This window comes from Coleofasciculus sp. H7-2, assembly GCF_042747725.1.
Taxonomy (GTDB): domain Bacteria; phylum Cyanobacteriota; class Cyanobacteriia; order Cyanobacteriales; family FACHB-T130; genus FACHB-T130.
Map to the genome: position 1 here is coordinate 23424 of NZ_JBHZGO010000020.1, position 16677 is coordinate 40100.

15 protein-coding genes are annotated in these 16677 nt (G+C 48.6%); 7 read left to right on the forward strand and 8 right to left on the reverse strand.

Translation table 11 applies throughout. The features are described 5' to 3' along the window. Positions 1–53 precede the first annotated feature (53 nt). From purD to ACFW2W_RS03680, 7 genes are all read right to left on the reverse strand, one after another. Positions 54–1328 carry a phosphoribosylamine--glycine ligase gene (gene purD, locus ACFW2W_RS03650; RefSeq protein ID WP_378173458.1) on the reverse strand — a complete coding sequence of 425 codons (1275 nt, stop codon included), beginning with the start codon at positions 1326–1328 and terminating at the stop codon, positions 54–56. Between the two features lie 263 nt (positions 1329–1591). Beyond that, positions 1592–5602: a DUF2157 domain-containing protein gene (locus ACFW2W_RS03655; protein ID WP_378173460.1), complete on the reverse strand. Its 4011-nt coding sequence runs from the start codon at positions 5600–5602 to the stop codon at positions 1592–1594. Between the two features lie 122 nt (positions 5603–5724). Next, positions 5725–7170 (reverse strand): cryptochrome/photolyase family protein, encoded by a 1446-nt coding sequence (locus ACFW2W_RS03660; RefSeq protein WP_378173463.1) that lies wholly within the window; start codon positions 7168–7170, stop codon positions 5725–5727. 131 nt (positions 7171–7301) lie between these two features. Beyond that, positions 7302–8144: an ADP-ribosylglycohydrolase family protein gene (locus tag ACFW2W_RS03665; RefSeq protein ID WP_378173466.1), complete on the reverse strand. Its 843-nt coding sequence runs from the start codon at positions 8142–8144 to the stop codon at positions 7302–7304. Positions 8145–8249: 105 nt separating this feature from the next. Then, positions 8250–8798 carry an NUDIX hydrolase gene (locus ACFW2W_RS03670; protein ID WP_378173469.1) on the reverse strand — a complete coding sequence of 183 codons (549 nt, stop codon included), beginning with the start codon at positions 8796–8798 and terminating at the stop codon, positions 8250–8252. 6 nt (positions 8799–8804) lie between these two features. Then, the gene (gene folK, locus ACFW2W_RS03675; protein ID WP_378173471.1) at positions 8805–9326 is read right to left on the reverse strand and encodes a 2-amino-4-hydroxy-6-hydroxymethyldihydropteridine diphosphokinase; all 522 of its coding nucleotides are present in this window, start codon (positions 9324–9326) and stop codon (positions 8805–8807) included. 102 nt (positions 9327–9428) lie between these two features. Beyond that, on the reverse strand, positions 9429–9875 hold the full coding sequence (locus ACFW2W_RS03680; RefSeq protein WP_378173474.1) for a CAAD domain-containing protein: 447 nt from the start codon (positions 9873–9875) through the stop codon (positions 9429–9431). A 267-nt stretch (positions 9876–10142) separates the two neighbouring features. On the opposite strand from ACFW2W_RS03680, the gene ACFW2W_RS03685 reads away from it, so the two are divergent. Together ACFW2W_RS03685 and rpsL are read left to right on the forward strand one after the other, a co-directional pair. Next, positions 10143–10511, forward strand: a complete 369-nt coding sequence (locus tag ACFW2W_RS03685) for a HesB/IscA family protein (protein WP_378173477.1) — start codon at positions 10143–10145, stop codon at positions 10509–10511. A 105-nt stretch (positions 10512–10616) separates the two neighbouring features. Beyond that, positions 10617–10994, forward strand: coding sequence for a 30S ribosomal protein S12 (gene rpsL / locus ACFW2W_RS03690; protein WP_378173479.1), 378 nt, complete (start codon positions 10617–10619; stop codon positions 10992–10994). Positions 10995–11061: 67 nt separating this feature from the next. Here the strand turns inward: rpsL and ACFW2W_RS03695 are convergent, their stop codons facing one another. Further along, positions 11062–11196 (reverse strand): hypothetical protein, encoded by a 135-nt coding sequence (locus tag ACFW2W_RS03695; protein WP_378173482.1) that lies wholly within the window; start codon positions 11194–11196, stop codon positions 11062–11064. A gap of 343 nt (positions 11197–11539) precedes the next feature. Here ACFW2W_RS03695 and rpsG point away from each other — a divergent pair, with 343 nt between their 5' ends. From rpsG to ACFW2W_RS03720, 5 genes are all read left to right on the forward strand, one after another. Continuing rightward, on the forward strand, positions 11540–12010 hold the full coding sequence (gene rpsG, locus ACFW2W_RS03700) for a 30S ribosomal protein S7 (RefSeq protein ID WP_190814731.1): 471 nt from the start codon (positions 11540–11542) through the stop codon (positions 12008–12010). A gap of 138 nt (positions 12011–12148) precedes the next feature. Then, the gene (gene fusA, locus ACFW2W_RS03705; RefSeq protein ID WP_378173486.1) at positions 12149–14224 is read left to right on the forward strand and encodes an elongation factor G; all 2076 of its coding nucleotides are present in this window, start codon (positions 12149–12151) and stop codon (positions 14222–14224) included. Between the two features lie 99 nt (positions 14225–14323). Further along, positions 14324–15553: an elongation factor Tu gene (gene tuf, locus ACFW2W_RS03710; RefSeq protein ID WP_378173489.1), complete on the forward strand. Its 1230-nt coding sequence runs from the start codon at positions 14324–14326 to the stop codon at positions 15551–15553. A gap of 173 nt (positions 15554–15726) precedes the next feature. Further along, positions 15727–16044: a 30S ribosomal protein S10 gene (gene rpsJ, locus ACFW2W_RS03715; protein ID WP_190415403.1), complete on the forward strand. Its 318-nt coding sequence runs from the start codon at positions 15727–15729 to the stop codon at positions 16042–16044. Between the two features lie 131 nt (positions 16045–16175). Continuing rightward, positions 16176–16677: LON peptidase substrate-binding domain-containing protein (locus ACFW2W_RS03720; RefSeq protein WP_378173492.1), on the forward strand; the 502-nt coding region annotated here is incomplete at its 3' end.

Below are 16677 nucleotides of genomic sequence, written 5' to 3' on the forward strand. Positions count from 1 at the left end.
ATGCTCTGAGAAGTCAGGAGCGATTGGATTTCAGTTGCACATGACGTTAAATTCTAAAGTTTCCCAACTGTGCGGACGCGATAACCAATATCCCGTCGGTAGTACATCCCCTCAAATTCAATGCAATTAATCGCCGCGTAGGCTTGAGCGATCGCTGCATCAAAATCCTCTCCAATGGCAGTGACTCCCAACACCCGACCGCCTTCTGTCACCACTTGTTGCTGCTTCTTCTGAGTGCCCGCATGAAACACATTCGCTCCTGCTGTCTCGGCTTGCTCAATGCCGGTAATGACGTGACCCCTTTTAAAGCTTTCTGGATAACCCTCCGCCGCGACAACAACACAGGCGGAAGCTCCTGATTTCCAGGCAATGGGCGGCTGTTGGGCGAGTTTCTGTCCAACGCAGGCAACCAGTAAGTCTTCCAGAGGGGTTTCGAGTAAAGGCAAGATCGCCTGAGTTTCCGGATCGCCGAAGCGGCAGTTAAATTCCAAAACTTTGGGATCGCCTTGGGGGGTAATCATCAACCCAGCGTAAAGGACACCCCGGTAGTCGATGCCCCTCGCCTTTAGAGCGGCAACGGTCGGCTCCAGAATTTCCTGCTGAACCCGCGCACTCAGGGCAGGTGTCAGGATGGGAGCAGGACAATAGGCTCCCATACCGCCCGTATTTGCCCCCGTATCGCCTTCACCGATGCGTTTGTGATCTTGAGCGGGTAGCAACTGGCGAACGGTTAAGCCATCCGACAGAGCCAAAACCGAGACTTCCTGACCCGCTAAATATTCTTCAATCACCACAGTTTTGACTCGACTGGAGAATAAATCTGCGATCGCGGAGTATGCCTCCTCCACCGTTGCCGCTACCGTGACACCCTTGCCTGCTGCCAACCCATCGGCTTTGACAACAATGGGTGCCCCCTGCGCTGCCACATAAGCTTTTGCTGCCTCTGGCTCTGTAAAAACCTCCGATCTGGCGGCTGGGATACCCGCTTCCCGCATCAAATCCTTTGCCCAAGACTTACTCGCCTCAATTTGCGCTCCCGCTTTGGTGGGACCAAACACTTTGAGATTTTGGCGTTGCAAGTAATCTGCGATCCCCAAAGCCAGGGGGACTTCAGGTCCGACGACCACCAGCGAGATGTTATTCACTTGGGCAAATCGTGCTATCCCCTCAAAATCATCAACACTTAAGGGGAGATTCTGACAACGCTCCAGAGAAGCTGTGCCGCCGTTTCCAGGAACACAGACTATCTGCCGAATGCGTTGAGATTGCAGCAGTTTCCATACCAGGGCGTGTTCGCGTGCCCCATTGCCAACAACCAAAACCTTCACGTTCGCCTCGCGCTCCTGTTCTTGTTTTCTTGAATATTGCTAAATTGCAGGCTGTACGCCCGCCCCAACTAGGGCAGCGCCTCAATCCAGCGGCTTGTCCTCAGGGACGATCTAACATCTGAAACCAAGTAAATTTACAGTGAAAATCGTATAAGGCAAGCAAATACTTCATTATGCCACGCAATTACCAAATGTCTAAATTTGCCAAGAGATCCCGCAAAGCGAGGCTAAATTTAATCGTTTTGGTATTGGAGGAGTGGAAATTATTGCCATTGTTCCAATTCAGACAGCCAGTGCCGAACCAGGGCAATAAAGCGATCGCGCCGAGTTTCAAAATTAGCGGCAATCGAGATAAAACTAATGCCGACTATCAAGCCGATCACCCACTTGAAAAAGGAGTAACGGAAAACAAAAATCACCAACTGATAAAAAGCAGTCAGTAAAAAAGTGGCTGTACCGACGTAGAGAAAAGCTCGGACTCGGAAAGCCAAGCCTGCAAAAATGAATAAAATACTCAAGATTCCCGGTAGCAATCCAGTTTCTTGGTGCAACAAAAATGCCGCTCCACAAATCACCCCAGCGCCTAGGCAACGAAGTAGGTGGCGAGTCTGTTTGTGGCTCGGTAGCGTCAAATCAGGATCGACTTGGGCAACATACAGCCAGGATAACCCAACCGGCATGATGTACCACAAGTAATCGAAAAGTTGTAAGTCTAAAAACCAACGAAAAAGTGCCCAATTAATCAGCACCAGGCTGATATAGGTAAATCGAATTTGATTGGATAATTTGGCGATAAAGACATAGAATGCCGCTGTTATCAGCAAGCTAATCGGGTGAATTTCTACTCTAGTTTCCCAAATCATCACCAGTGGCAGAATATATGCCGCCTGCTGCCAAGGTCTTTTGGGCCATCCCCACTTCTCCCAAGGCAAAATGTAGAGAAAATAAGCCCAGACACAAGAAATCGGTGCTTTCCAAGGAACTAATGGCCCAGCCCATAACTGTCCAATTGCTGTATAAAGCCAAAAGATTCTGATGACAGCAACTTCTAATAAACCTAGATAAACCCAGACTTCTGCAATGCTAATTCCCCATTTTCTACTGGATAACGGAGGGGCTGAATTCTCCTCTATTTTTAAGAAAGATTCTGAATCTTCCCGGTTTTCTAAGGGAGGATGAATGGTGAATCTGCGCCCTTGAAAAATCGCATATCGGATTAAAAACAAGCCAGTTCCTAATCCGAGAAGTCGGCTAGATTCAATGGGATTAACAATCGCCGCGATGAGTAAGCAACTGCTCCAAGCCCAATGGAGATGGGCAATTACTTTCAGTTCTTCAGCAGTGAGGCGTAAGTAATTTAGAAGCCAGGGAAATAGCAGGCGATAGGCATACATGATGCTGGTACCGAGGGCGGACATGACAATTAATCCATCGCCAAAAGCTCCACCCGATGCTTGTAAAAGTTGGTAGAACAAAAGTTCGTATGCAGAAATTGATACTCCAAGAAGTCCCAAATAGAGGATAGGTTTAAGTTCCTGCCGTCGGGAGCCAACTCTAACTGCAATGAAAGCGATCGCAAGCGTACACAATCCTGTCCAACTGGTAAAAGTATCCCACCGCAAAAGTGCCCCCAACACGCCGTATAGTAGTGGCAGAATATGCCAACTATTCGGAACGCTTTCAATTGGTGATCGCCGCCGCCATGCTTCTCCCAAAAACTGCGTGATTAAACCTAAGGCGATATTGGCGATCGCTAAATTGATCGCCGAGTGTTCAAAGAAGCCCAACGTCTCGGCTGTCAACAGTTCTAAACCCCAACCCAGTCCATAAAATGTCCAATTATTCGGTTGTTGCCAACTGCGATAAGCGATCGCCCCAATTGTCAACGTAACAGCAATTAAATATTCCCCGCCGGGAGAAGCAACCCCTTGGTAGAGAAAAAGCGAATGCAGCGTTAACATCAACAGCTCAAAACTACACAACGCGATCGCCCAACCCTCAGCCGCTTGTGCATAAAGTGCCGCCAACGTCCCATGACGACGCATCAGCCAGCTTCTGGCAAGCCATAAACCCACCAGTGCGATCGCTGCCGCTAAAAACCAACCCGGTACCGAAAGGCGCGGCACTCCGGGCACGCCATCCCCCAGCAGCACGCCGAAAAAACTCAGGCTAAATCCGACTGTAATGGCTGCTGCTGCCAGATGCCGCAAATAGCGCGTATTGATCAACATCAGCCCAGTTGCCATTCCTAAGCCAATTAATCTGCCTCCAGGTAGCGCGAATGTGAGAATTTGTGCCATTCCCAAACTGGCGACACTCAACCAACTAGCCACTGTGCGTCGCTTTCCAGCAGTTTGGCTGCCAACCCCTGTTAAAGCCAAGGGTGCAATCAGCCAGAAAATGCCCCACTGCTGACGGCTAAAGGCATCGCTGTCCCTAAATAAGGAAACCGCTAACAGTAATTGATAACTTAGTCCAGCCAGTCCTAAACCGATGTGCCAAGCACTGTGCTGCCACAAGAGTGTGGTAGGGGCGGGGTTTTCGCGTCTTGAGAGAGGCAAAGTTTCCTCATCCCGACGGTAGGGGTGGGGTTTCCCCATTTTGGCAAAGACGCTGAACGCCCATTCTGCCACCATCACAGCCAACAAAATGCTTGCCCAGACTTCTTGGTACAGATTGGGGAAAAAGCGGTCAATTGTAGAGCATAGTGTCAGCAACCCCACCAAGTGAGTTAAATACACCAGACTGACCCTAGTGGGAAGTCGGCGCTGTGTCACAATTGCCAGCGTCACTGTCGAAAACAACAGATTGAGCGATCGCAATGTGGGATTTACTAAACTAATTACACTCAGCACCGCCCCAAAGCTAAGTGCCAGTTGTTCGCCAAAAGTGGCTAAATCGGTCTTAGCAGCTTGATGCAGCCAATTGCTCACCCAGACGATAAAAACAACGTAAGGAAATAGAACCAGGCTCAGCAACACCCAAGGGACAGTTTCCGCCGTTAGTTGAGTGCCAGTAGCGATCGCCCATTCTTGCACGGAAGCCGGAACTAACCGCCAAACTAGCCAAATCGTCTGTAAGCCAATCCCTAAAAATGCTGCCAGATCAACCTGTAGCCAAAAACGCTGCAATCGGCTGAAGAAAAACCACAAACCCAATCCGCTGACTGCGGTTGCTTGCCAGGGAACCGTTGTTGCTACCGAAACCAACCAACCGAGGCACAATAAACTACCGCCAACCTTCTCCCACGGCAATTGGGGTGATTGGGTGGATGTTTCGGGTTGCTGCTGCGATAACCACGCCACCAGCCAGCCACAGATGCCAAGGGCTAACCCCAACTGCGTCACAGGTACCTGGACAATAAAAATTGCTCGTACCAGCAGCACCACCAAGGCATAAATCACCACCCCTGCTGGTAACTGGATACCGAATCTTCCCGTTTCTTCTATAGCCCCCGCAGGCTGTCGGTGACGAACTTGATAGAACGTGAGGAGGGACGTTCCCACCATTCCCAGATAAACGGCGATGAGGGGAAATCCTGACAAATTCCAGCCCCAATGCAGGTAACTGAGTCCCAGAATATTCAATACTGGCAACGCTTCTAGTAGCCCCAGCCGTCCAGAAGCAGCCAATCGCCAATTTTTCAATAATCGGAAAGTAATCGCCGTCAGCAGAACAGATGCGATCGCGACTACCATCTGATTGAAAAGATTCTGCCACAACCCAAAGCTATCCATTGCCCAAAAATTCACGGGCATTAGCAGTAGGGTGACAATTTGCAACGTCTGCGCCGTCAATTGCAAAGTGGGTTGCCGATTCGCCCAAGCGCTTACCCGCCAGAAAATCAAGGTATACGCGAATAAAACTCCATACTGCCCAGCAGCGGGAAATCTTTCCCATTGAGTGGCGGCTAGCACCCCGGAGGACACTACCACCATGAATACTCCCAAAAACAGCAGCCACCGGACGCTGAGTTCTGCCATCAGCGACTGCAATATCCCTGGGATCGCCTGGGGAGGTTGGCGAGAAGCATTGTTACCAGCAGCTGCTGGTAGGAACTGCGAATCAGAAGATATAGTAACTTGAGGCGTTGGTATGTGCGTTGCCGCCAGCTGTGGTAACGCACATACCAAGTATTTTTGACTTAAATCGCTAACCTGAGCCTCAGAAATCAAACCCAAGCGCAGCCAAACATCCAGTCCTTCCAATAGCTGAGGCTGCGAGTTGCTAATCGTTACTTTAATGCTGATGGAGCGGTCATATGAAGATGACATCGGCAGCCACCATAGAGATGAATACTCAAATCATCTTCTTGATTGCCGAATTGGCTGTGGTTATTGTGACACTTTAGGAAATTGAAAGCACGCTTGTACGACGGGCACTGTCCACCGGACTCTTACTCTTTAGCCCCTAGTGCCTCTTTTTGCTGCTGATAGCGCTCTTTAAACAGACGCTGCTGTAGCTGGTGTTCCACAATCGGGGCGGGATAATTACAGCGATCGCGCTCATTCGCTGGTATATTACCACTCACGAGATATTCTGTATTTACAGACCTGAGTTCTGGCACCCATTGCCGGATATATTCCCCGTCTGGATCGAATTTCTGCGATTGAGAAGCTGGGTTAAAAATTCGGACTGGCTTGGGGTCCATACCGCTAGAAGCACTCCACTGCCAGCCGCCATTATTGGCAGAGAGATCCCAATCATAAAGCTTTTGCATGAAGTATTTTTCCCCCAAGCGCGGATCGATCAGCAAGTCTTTGGTGAGAAAACTGGCAACAATCATCCGACAGCGATTGTGCATCCAGGCTGTTTCATTCATCTGGCGCATTGCTGCATCCACAATCGGGTAGCCGGTTTTCCCCTCGCACCAAGCTTGGAAGTATTCTGGATTGTTGTCGTAAGGGAAATTTTTCAGCGTTTCGCGGAAGGCACCCTCGGCTAATTCTGGGAACCAATACATCGCGTGTTGATAGAACTCTCGCCATGCTAGTTCCTGTTGCCATGTGCGGATATGAGTGTCTTCTTCCTCGCTGCGGCTGTGTTCTAACACCTGAAGCGTGGCATCCCAAACGGTGCGAATGCCGATGACGCCAAATTTCAAAGCGGCGCTGAGTTGAGACGTGCCGCTAACGGCTGGAAAATTCCGCTGTTGTTTATATTCTGCGATCGCTTGAGCGCAAAATTCTGCCAGCTTTTCTTGCGCCGCCTTCTCCCCTGGCGCACTCACCAGTTCATTTTCCCAAATAAATCCCAAATCCTTAGCTGTAGGCAGTTCACCCGCACCAGCTTGTCGCGCTTTCTGCTGTTCTTCTGGTGTGAGTCCTTCGGCATTTTGGAGTTCTGCTGCGGGTTTAGCCTTGGGTTTACTACTCCAATTTTTCCAGAACGGAGTATAAACCGTGTACGGCTGATTAGAACCCGTGCGAATCTCCTCTGGTGCGTGTAATAGCTGATCCCAGTTATTTTGGACAAGAATACTCTTTTCGTTTAGGGCTTCAGCGATCGCGCGATCGCGTTCTTTGGAGTACGGTTCTACATCCCAATTCCAGAATACAGCCTTCGCATTCAGCGCGATCGCCAAAGCTGGGATTGCTTGAGTCGGATTGGCATGAAGGATTAACAACTGGCTACCAGCCTTTGCGTAGCGTTCTTGGAGTGACTGCAAACTGCCAATCATGTACACCATTCTTGCAGGTGCCACATCATCCCTTTCCAGAATATTTGGATCGAGGCAGAAAACCCCTACCACCTTTTGACTCTGCTGCCGTGCCGCAGCCAATCCAATATTATCCGAAGTGCGTAAATCGCGGCGGTGCCAAAACAAAATCACGTCAGACATTCAATCCTTGCTTTTAAAATAGCTAGCTTATGTTTTACAGTTTAAAAGCTGACAACACAGCGTGTATCACTCCCGCGAGTGACTGCCAACTTAACGCCTAGGATAATTCTTAACTTTGCGTACCTTTGCGTTTAAAAAATTACCAAACTCATTAATCGCTTATCTAACTCAATAATGTAATCTCTACCGTAAGTACCATTTTCTAAATTTCCAATAAGATGAACCGGAAGGTCTTGGGTAATTTCCTCACTACAGGAACCAGCAGCAAGCGCGATCGCTGCCACTGTATCCACGTCTCCTGTATAATTTATACAATTCTTCAAAAGTTCGCTCATGCTATTGTTTTTCTCAATAGCAGTAATTGCTGCCCTCACACTCATCCAACCTTTTGACTTTACCTCTCCCATCCAAGGTTTTGACCATTCACCAGATACATGAGATTCTAAAAACTTCCCTAAATTCTTCTTTTGCCCAAGGTTATAAATAAAATAGTGTGGCATTAAAGCAGCTGAGATCGCTGCATTTATTCCATGCGGTGTATTGTGAGTAATTGCTGCCTGAATAGTTGCCGCTTCAATTACTTTCTCAATTGTTGGAAAAACTCCTATTGGCGCGGCACGCATTGCCGCACCGCTTTTATCGCTAGTTGGCTGAATTTTTGCTAAAAACTCATCACCATCACGTATTTCTAGTAAAAAATCGTAAAAACTACCGGCGTATCCTTCTCTTGGATCTCTTTTAAAAGCCGTAACAAAACTATTAGCTAAAACTTCTGCTGTCCAGGGTTCTCGACTAACGATACTTTCTGCGATTGCCAGACTCATCTGTGTATCATCAGTGTAGGAACCTGGTTTGATTTTATGCTTGGGATGCTGCACATATCCGCTCAAATCATTACAAGCTTCAATTAGCTGCGGACTCGCATATTCAAAACCGGCACCGTAAGCATCCCCAACCGCCAACTCCAGCAACATAGTTTATATCTCTATAAAAAATACTTATTAAAAAGAATAATCATTCTATCAACTACTCTTTTCGTTCAGGAACGCCCTGGAACGGTTCGTTCTTCTAACAACCTGCTAACTCAAAAACGGACGCGCCAAAAAAAAGCTAGAAATCGATTTAGCATCTACTGGTTCACCCGCCAAAATTGCTTGCTCTAACTCTTGGGGGGTCATCAAAATTGTTTCAATATCTTCGTCAATATCTTGACTGGGAGGTGTCTCCAGGCGTTCTAAATCTTGCGCTAAAAAGGCGTAGATAAATTCATCCGAATAACCGGGAGCCAAAGCAAATTTACCTAAATTTTGCCATTTATGAGCGCGATATCCAGTTTCTTCTTCAATTTCGCGCTTAATGGTCTCCTCTGGAGCTTCATTCGGTTCTATGGTTCCAGCCGGAAACTCCAAAAGACGCCCCTGTACAGCAAAACGATACTGCCTCAATAGTATCAACTTCCCTTCTGAGGTTACAGGGACGGCAAGCGCACCGCCAGGATGCCGAATACATTCCCAGTCTCCCTCTACTTGGTTCGGGAGGCGCAGACGGCTGACTTCAAAATTAAATTTACGCCCCTGGTAGAACAGGCGTTGTTTGAGGACTTCAGGGGGTTCTTGACCCAGTGCCATAGGAAACTACAAACGGCGGACTTCTGAACAGTCTACAGCCTGAACGAGTTGCGCGATCGCACATCCGGAAACTGGATCGAGCCAATCTGGCGCAATTTCTGCTAGAGGCACCAGCACAAACGCTCTTTCTCTCATTCGAGGGTGAGGCAGATGTAGAGACGGAATCCCCTCGCCCTGAGTATCCAGGATTACATCATCAAATAGCAATAAATCAAGGTCAAGCGTTCTCGGCCCCCAGCGCTCTTGACGGACGCGACCAAATTGAGCTTCAATTCCCAACAGCGTCTCTAACAATTGCTGAGGCTGCATCTGGACGTGCAGCAGGGCACAACCATTCAAATAATCTGGTTGAGGTGGTCCTACAGCCTTAGTTTGATACCAGCTAGAATGGGCTTGCAGAGTAATTCCGGGAGTTCGGTTCAGCGTTTCCAGAGCAGCCTCTAGAATGGCGCGGGAGTCGCCGAGGTTGCTACCAAGAGCAACTGCGCTTCGCCCACCCTTTGCTAACCCAGCTTTTGCGTATGTCAATATTCCAACCTGACCCCTTCAGGTGCGGCTAAAAGAAACTTAGCCTGCCTGCACAGGCTAAACAAATTCAGTCGAATCGAAGATGAAGACTGTGGGCTTGTCTTAAGTTCCTCTGCCCAAAACTTGCTGTTTTAAGGTCTGAAGGTCTTTAGATAGTTCTTTGCGGCTTTCAGCAGTCAGTAGGTAATGATAAACGAACCAAGCCGTATATCCGATGCCAATGAGCTGTAAGGTTGGCGCTATCAACGGTAAGCTATGAATCGCTGCCAGCAAAGCCACTGTTAGCCTTAAGGTGACTAACACTGCCAGGAGTAGTCCCAGGGTAACGAGCGATCGCTGGTAGGAGGCAAAAAAGTTGCCAACATAACTTGGCATCTTTTCTAGAAACCCAGTGATTTGTGCCCACACCTGCCGCAATTGTACAGTATAGGCTTCAGTAGACGACACTTGGAACTCCGAAGGTGTTGCTTCTACGTTTTGTACATTGACTTCTACTGAGGGATTTTCAGATTCAGGCATACTTTCAGAAGAGGGAGTTTCAGGATTCATATCAACTTTTGCGAATGACAACAACTTGATGCCTTGGTTATGGCAGTGTTTCTTCTAGTTCTGCTTTTTCTAATCAGGAAACGAAGAACATACTCTGCTACCAAGTTATTATCTACTGGAGTGATAAAAATCAAGCATCCTGAGGCACAAGTAACAGAACTACCAAGCTGGAACCCTGATGACTCAATTTTCTCCCTTAAAAATTGACAAGCTTTACCGTAACCGGCTGTAGCATTGGTTCAGCACTCTATGAAAGCTTTGTGAAACATGCCTCAGTCCGCGATCAATCTTACTAAAGCAGCAGCTAGTGAGATTAAGCGTCTGCAATCCAAGCGTCAAAACGCCAACGCTCAATTATTTCGTCTAGCAGTTCAATCAGGCGGTTGTTCTGGCATCTCCTATACTTTTGGCTTTGATCGAGCCGTGAAGCCGGACGATAGACTGTATGAATGCAATGGCATTCAAGTATTGGTAGATGCTCAAAGCCTAGCCTACATCAATGGTCTCACTCTAGATTACTCTGAGGATCTCATGGGGGGCGGGTTTCGCTTCCACAACCCAAACGCTAAAGAAAGCTGTGGTTGCGGTAACTCTTTCTCTATTAACGAGCCGCTTGCCGACTCTGCCACCCCATAAGCTTCATCTCCAGCTCCTTTTAAATTGACAGAACCCCAGACAGATGATACACTCAGAATTTGTCTGCATTTGGAACAAGCAAGGATTCAGTAACCCCAGTAACTCATGCCCACAATCCAGCAGCTCATTCGTAACGAGCGCCTAAGTACACACAAGAAAACCAAGTCGCCAGCCCTAAAAAGCTGTCCGCAGCGTCGCGGAGTCTGCACCAGAGTGTATACAACGACGCCTAAAAAGCCCAACTCAGCCCTCCGGAAAGTGGCAAGAGTCCGTTTGACTTCAGGTTTTGAAGTAACGGCATATATCCCTGGCATCGGTCACAATTTGCAAGAACACTCGGTTGTGATGATTCGGGGTGGACGGGTTAAGGACTTGCCCGGAGTCCGTTACCATATTATTCGCGGAACCCTAGATACGGCTGGGGTTAAGGATCGCCGACAGGGTCGTTCTAAGTACGGTACGAAACGTCCCAAGGCAAAGTAAGCGGAGTGTCTATCTGCATCTCTACAGTCACGATCAATGGCTTCCGTTTTGCAGAAAAGACAAAGCGCTAATGTTGCTCAAAACTTCCCGAATCTAGTGCCAATTGCCCTTCGCCATTCGAGAGGATGCCGATGAACCCCCGGTAGAGATGGTAGAGTTGGATTGAGTATGTTTTTACTGGATTCCGTGCGGAAAGACGCATCAGAGATGTTGTAAACACGTAGATTAGCACCCGTTGCGGTAGTAATACCCTTCAAAGCGAGTGTATGCGAATCCAGTAGGATGTATCCGAATCCGTAGAAGGTTGCTTCAGTTCCTCAAAACGAAAAATTGGGAAATTAATGCGCCAAGGAGACAACCATTGCTGGCATTTGGGGGAAACCTCAATGTAGGTAGGGGAAAGTTTCACCGTCGAGCGAAATCTCCACCTTAGTAGCAAGCGGATCTCTAGAACCCGCAAAGACTTGTTGAAAAAAATCCCATCTCAGGCACGAACATTGGGAGGGATCGTAAAAATTCTGTATTTTATTCATTGAAGGCTTAGTATGTCTCGTCGTACCGTTGTTAAAAAGCGTCCTGTTCCCCCTGATTCGATGTATAACAGCCGTCTTGTCAGTATGATGGTGCGGCGGATTATGCATAGTGGCAAGAAATCTATTGCGACTGGGATTATCTACGATGCGCTAAAAAGCATCGAAGAACGGATTGGAGCAGATCCTCTAGAGACTTTTGAGAAAGCAGTTCGGAATGCAACCCCCTTGGTGGAAGTCAAGGCTCGTCGAGTGGGTGGTGCCACCTACCAGGTGCCAATGGAAGTCCGCCCTGACCGTGGAACTGCGCTGGCGCTGCGTTGGCTGATTCAATTTGCTCGTTCTCGCCCAGGTCGCACAATGGCTGGGAAGCTAGCAAATGAGCTGCTAGACGCCGCTAATGAGACGGGGAATGCGATTCGCAAACGGGAAGAAACTCACCGAATGGCTGAAGCGAATAAGGCGTTTGCCCACTACCGATACTAAGCACTACAGACGCGAGATCGGTTATTGTGACCGTTTTGGTCGCGTCTGTACGAGCTGAAAATCTTAAATAAAGTATACAATTTTAAACGGATAGAGCGCATAGCACACTACTATGCGGCACAGATGAAGGAGGTAGCTGTGGCACGTACCGTCCCGCTAGAGAGAACACGCAACATCGGAATTGCAGCCCACATTGATGCGGGCAAGACAACAACAACAGAACGGATTCTGTTTTATTCCGGTATCGTTCATAAAATTGGCGAAGTCCACGAAGGCACAGCAACGACTGACTGGATGGAGCAGGAGCGGGAACGAGGTATTACCATTACCGCCGCTGCGATTAGCACGAGCTGGCGGAATCACCAAATCAACATCATTGATACCCCCGGTCACGTAGACTTCACGATTGAAGTAGAACGTTCAATGCGGGTGTTGGATGGCGTGATTGCTGTGTTCTGCTCGGTGGGAGGCGTGCAGCCTCAATCTGAGACTGTATGGCGACAGGCAGATCGGTATAAGGTGCCTCGGATCGCTTTTATCAATAAAATGGATCGCACTGGGGCAAACTTTTATAAAGTTTATAGCCAGATAAGCGATCGCCTGCGGGCAAATGCTGTCCCCATTCAAATTCCTATCGGTGCTGAAAACGACTTTCAGGGAATTGTAGACCTAGTTCGGATGCGAGCCTACCTCTACAAAGACGACCAGGGAAAAGAAATTGAGGAAATAGACATTCCTGTAGACCTTCAGGAGCTAGCCCAAGAGTACCGTACTAAGCTCATCGAATCTGTAGCAGAAACCGATGATGTCCTGACGGAAAAGTACCTGGAAGGCGAAGAACTAACCGAACCAGAAATTCGGATGGCGTTGCGTAAAGGCACAATTGCAGGCAAAATTGTCCCGCTGTTGTGCGGTTCTGCCTTTAAAAACAAGGGCGTTCAGCTGCTGTTGGATGCGGTGGTAGATTACCTACCGGCTCCCATTGACGTTCCCCCAATTCAAGGACTATTGCCAGACGGCACCGAGGTAGTAAGGTACGCCAGCGATGAAGAACCAGCGGCTGCTTTAGCTTTCAAGATTATGGCAGACCCCTATGGACGCTTGACGTTCATTCGGGTCTATTCCGGCGTAATCAAAAAGGGCAGTTATATCCTCAACTCAAGCAAGGATAAAAAAGAACGCATCTCCCGCTTGATCGTTCTCAAGGCTGACGAACGGATCGAAGTAGATGAAATGCGGGCTGGTGACTTAGGTGCAGCTTTAGGTCTGAAAGACACCTATACAGGCGATACCATCTGCGACGAAAACTCGCCAGTGATTCTGGAGTCCCTGTTTATCCCAGAACCAGTGATCTCCGTGGCAGTGGAACCCAAAACTAAGCAGGATATGGAGAAGCTCTCCAAAGCTCTGCAATCGCTGTCAGAAGAAGACCCGACGTTCCGAGTTCACATTGACCAAGAAACCAACCAGACAGTAATTGCGGGGATGGGCGAACTGCACTTAGAAATTCTCGTAGATCGAATGCTGCGAGAGTTCAAGGTAGAAGCTAACGTTGGTGCGCCGCAAGTTGCTTACCGCGAAACCATTCGCAAACCCGTCAAAGCTGAAGGGAAATTTATCCGTCAGAGTGGTGGTAAAGGTCAGTACGGTCACGTCGTGATTCAAGTAGAGCCTGGAGAGCCGGGGACTGGTTTCGAGTTTGTCTCCAAAATTGTTGGCGGTATAGTACCTAAAGAGTATATCGGTCCAGCAGAACAAGGGATGAAAGAAGCTTGCGAATCGGGTATTGTGGCTGGATATCCAGTGATTGACCTGAAGGCAACGATGGTGGATGGATCGTACCACGATGTAGATTCCTCAGAAATGGCTTTCAAAATCGCTGGCTCAATGGCGATTAAAGAAGCTGTGATGAAGGCTTCACCAGTGCTGTTGGAGCCTATGATGAAAGTTGAGGTGGAAGCTCCGGAAAACTTCCTTGGGGACGTGATGGGCAACCTCAACTCCCGTCGCGGTCAAATTGAAGGCATGAACTCGGAACAAGGCGTTACTAAGGTGACAGCCAAAGTTCCACTCGCTGAGATGTTTGGCTATGCGACGGATATCCGGTCGATGACTCAAGGTCGGGGTATCTTCTCGATGGAGTTTAGCCATTACGAAGAAGTTCCTCGCAACGTGGCTGAAACCATCATCGCCAAGAGCAAAGGGAACACATAAATTGGTCTGTAGTCAGTTGTCAGTTGTCAGTAGAAAAGCCAACTGACAACTGACAACGGACAACTGGCAAAGGAAAAAGGAAAAAGGAACACGTAATACATGGCACGCGCAAAGTTTGAACGCACTAAACCCCACGTCAATATCGGCACGATTGGTCACGTTGACCACGGTAAAACGACCTTAACCGCTGCCATTACGATGACCCTGGCAGCAATGGGTCGGGCAAAAGCAAAGGGTTATGCCGACATTGATGCAGCGCCGGAGGAAAAGGCTCGCGGTATTACCATCAATACCGCTCACGTTGAGTATGAAACCGAATCTCGCCACTATGCCCACGTAGACTGCCCAGGTCACGCGGACTATGTGAAGAATATGATCACGGGTGCAGCTCAAATGGATGGTGCCATTCTGGTGGTGTCGGCGGCAGATGGTCCTATGCCTCAGACGCGGGAACACATCCTCCTCGCTAAGCAAGTTGGCGTTCCCCAGCTAGTTGTCTTCTTGAACAAGCAAGACATGGTGGACGATGAAGAATTGTTGGAACTGGTAGACCTGGAAGTCCGGGAACTGCTGAGTTCTTACGACTTCGACGGTGACAATATTCCCATCGTTGTAGGCTCGGCACTACAAGCGTTGGATGTTATGGCTGCCAATCCTAAGACCCCACGGGGTGAGAATGAGTGGGTAGATAAAATCTACAAGTTGATGGATGAGGTCGATTCTTACATTCCTACTCCAGAGCGGGATATTGATAAGCCCTTCCTGATGGCTGTGGAAGACGTATTCTCCATCTCAGGTCGCGGTACCGTTGCTACTGGTCGGATTGAACGGGGCAAAGTCAGAGTTGGGGAAACTGTTGAACTGGTGGGAATTCGAGACACTCGCAGCACAACAGTAACTGGCGTGGAAATGTTCCAGAAGACCTTGGAGGAAGGGATGGCTGGCGATAACGTCGGCGTGCTACTCCGGGGTTTGAAGAAGGAAGATATTGAGCGGGGTATGGTGCTAGCTAAGCCTGGTACAATTACTCCTCACACTCAGTTTGAGTCTGAAGTCTACATCCTTCAAGAAAAAGAAGGCGGTCGGAAAACACCGTTTTTCGCTGGATATCGTCCTCAGTTTTACGTGCGTACAACCGACGTAACTGGAACCATCAGAGCTTTCACCTCGGATGATGGCACTGATGCCGAGATGGTAATGCCGGGAGACCGCATCAAAATGACCGTTGAGTTAATCAACGCGATCGCAATTGAGCAAGGAATGCGATTCGCTATACGTGAAGGCGGTCGCACCATCGGTGCTGGTGTCGTCTCCAAGATCCTGAAATAGGATTTTGACCAACAGATAAGGAGCAGGAAAGTATATGCTTTTCTGCTCCTTATCTGTGTCCTTGAAATCAGATGCTAAACTCCGAAGCTGTGCGTGTACGGCAAAAAAACTGCCGTCATACTAACAACTAAAACCTAACAAATAACCACTAATTAGAACCTGGACAACTGAAAATGGCAACTATCCAGCAGCAAAAAATTCGCATTCGCTTGAAGGCTTTTGACCGGCGTTTGCTTGACACCTCTTGCGAAAAGATTGTCGATACTGCAAACCGGACACAGGCAACAGCTATTGGCCCCATTCCCTTACCGACGCGGAAGAAAATATACTGTCTCTTGCGATCGCCTCACGTTGATAAGGATTCGCGGGAACACTTTGAAACTCGTACCCACCGCCGCATTATTGACATTTATCAGCCCACCTCCAAGACGATTGACGCTTTGATGAAACTGGATTTGCCAGCAGGCGTCGATATTGAAGTCAAACTTTAAATCAGGCTCTTGTGAGTCTGCATTCGGCGAAGCCCTTTAGAGCCACCTCTAAAGGGCTTCGTCGTTGGAATTCTAGGAAAGAGATCGGTTAAAGTAAGTAAAGAATCGCACGTACAGCAACTATAGGGACAATGGCATCCTCTTCCTCAATTGCAGTTCGAGAACTCCCCCTGTTTCCACTGCCCGAAGTGGTGCTATTTCCAGGGAGACCCTTACCGCTACATATTTTTGAATTTCGCTACCGAATCATGATGAACACGATTCTGGAGAGCGATCGCCGTTTTGGGGTTTTGATGTGGGACCCGGTTCAAAGTAAACCAGCCGCAGTGGGATGCTGCGCTGAAATTATCCACTTCCAGCGTCTTCCCGATGACCGCATGAAAATCTTGACCTTGGGGCAGCAGCGGTTTAGGGTCTTAGAGTACGTCCGCGAAAAGCCTTATCGCGTCGGTTTGGTGGAATGGATTGAAGACCATCCGCCAGAAAAAGACCTCAGAAGCTTAGCCTCTGAGGTTGAACAACTGCTGAGAGATGTGGTGCATCTCTCAGCCAAGTTGACCGACCAAGACATGGAGCTACCAGAAGACCTGCCGACTCTCCCTAGAGAATTATCCTACTGGGTTGCCAGCAATC

Excerpts from the sequence above, each read along its gene's own strand:
- ACFW2W_RS03685 (WP_378173477.1), top strand. The coding sequence starts at position 10,143 with ATGCCTCAGTCCGCGATCAATCTTACTAAAGCAGCAGCTAGTGAGATT.
- ACFW2W_RS03660 (WP_378173463.1), bottom strand. The coding sequence starts at position 7,170 with ATGTCTGACGTGATTTTGTTTTGGCACCGCCGCGATTTACGCACTTCG.
- ACFW2W_RS03695 (WP_378173482.1), bottom strand. The coding sequence starts at position 11,196 with ATGCGTCTTTCCGCACGGAATCCAGTAAAAACATACTCAATCCAACTC.
- rpsJ (WP_190415403.1), top strand. The coding sequence starts at position 15,727 with ATGGCAACTATCCAGCAGCAAAAAATTCGCATTCGCTTGAAGGCTTTT.
- ACFW2W_RS03670 (WP_378173469.1), bottom strand. The coding sequence starts at position 8,798 with ATGGCACTGGGTCAAGAACCCCCTGAAGTCCTCAAACAACGCCTGTTC.
- rpsG (WP_190814731.1), top strand. The coding sequence starts at position 11,540 with ATGTCTCGTCGTACCGTTGTTAAAAAGCGTCCTGTTCCCCCTGATTCG.
- rpsL (WP_378173479.1), top strand. The coding sequence starts at position 10,617 with ATGCCCACAATCCAGCAGCTCATTCGTAACGAGCGCCTAAGTACACAC.
- ACFW2W_RS03665 (WP_378173466.1), bottom strand. The coding sequence starts at position 8,144 with ATGTTGCTGGAGTTGGCGGTTGGGGATGCTTACGGTGCCGGTTTTGAA.
- ACFW2W_RS03655 (WP_378173460.1), bottom strand. The coding sequence starts at position 5,602 with ATGTCATCTTCATATGACCGCTCCATCAGCATTAAAGTAACGATTAGC.
- tuf (WP_378173489.1), top strand. The coding sequence starts at position 14,324 with ATGGCACGCGCAAAGTTTGAACGCACTAAACCCCACGTCAATATCGGC.
- ACFW2W_RS03680 (WP_378173474.1), bottom strand. The coding sequence starts at position 9,875 with ATGAATCCTGAAACTCCCTCTTCTGAAAGTATGCCTGAATCTGAAAAT.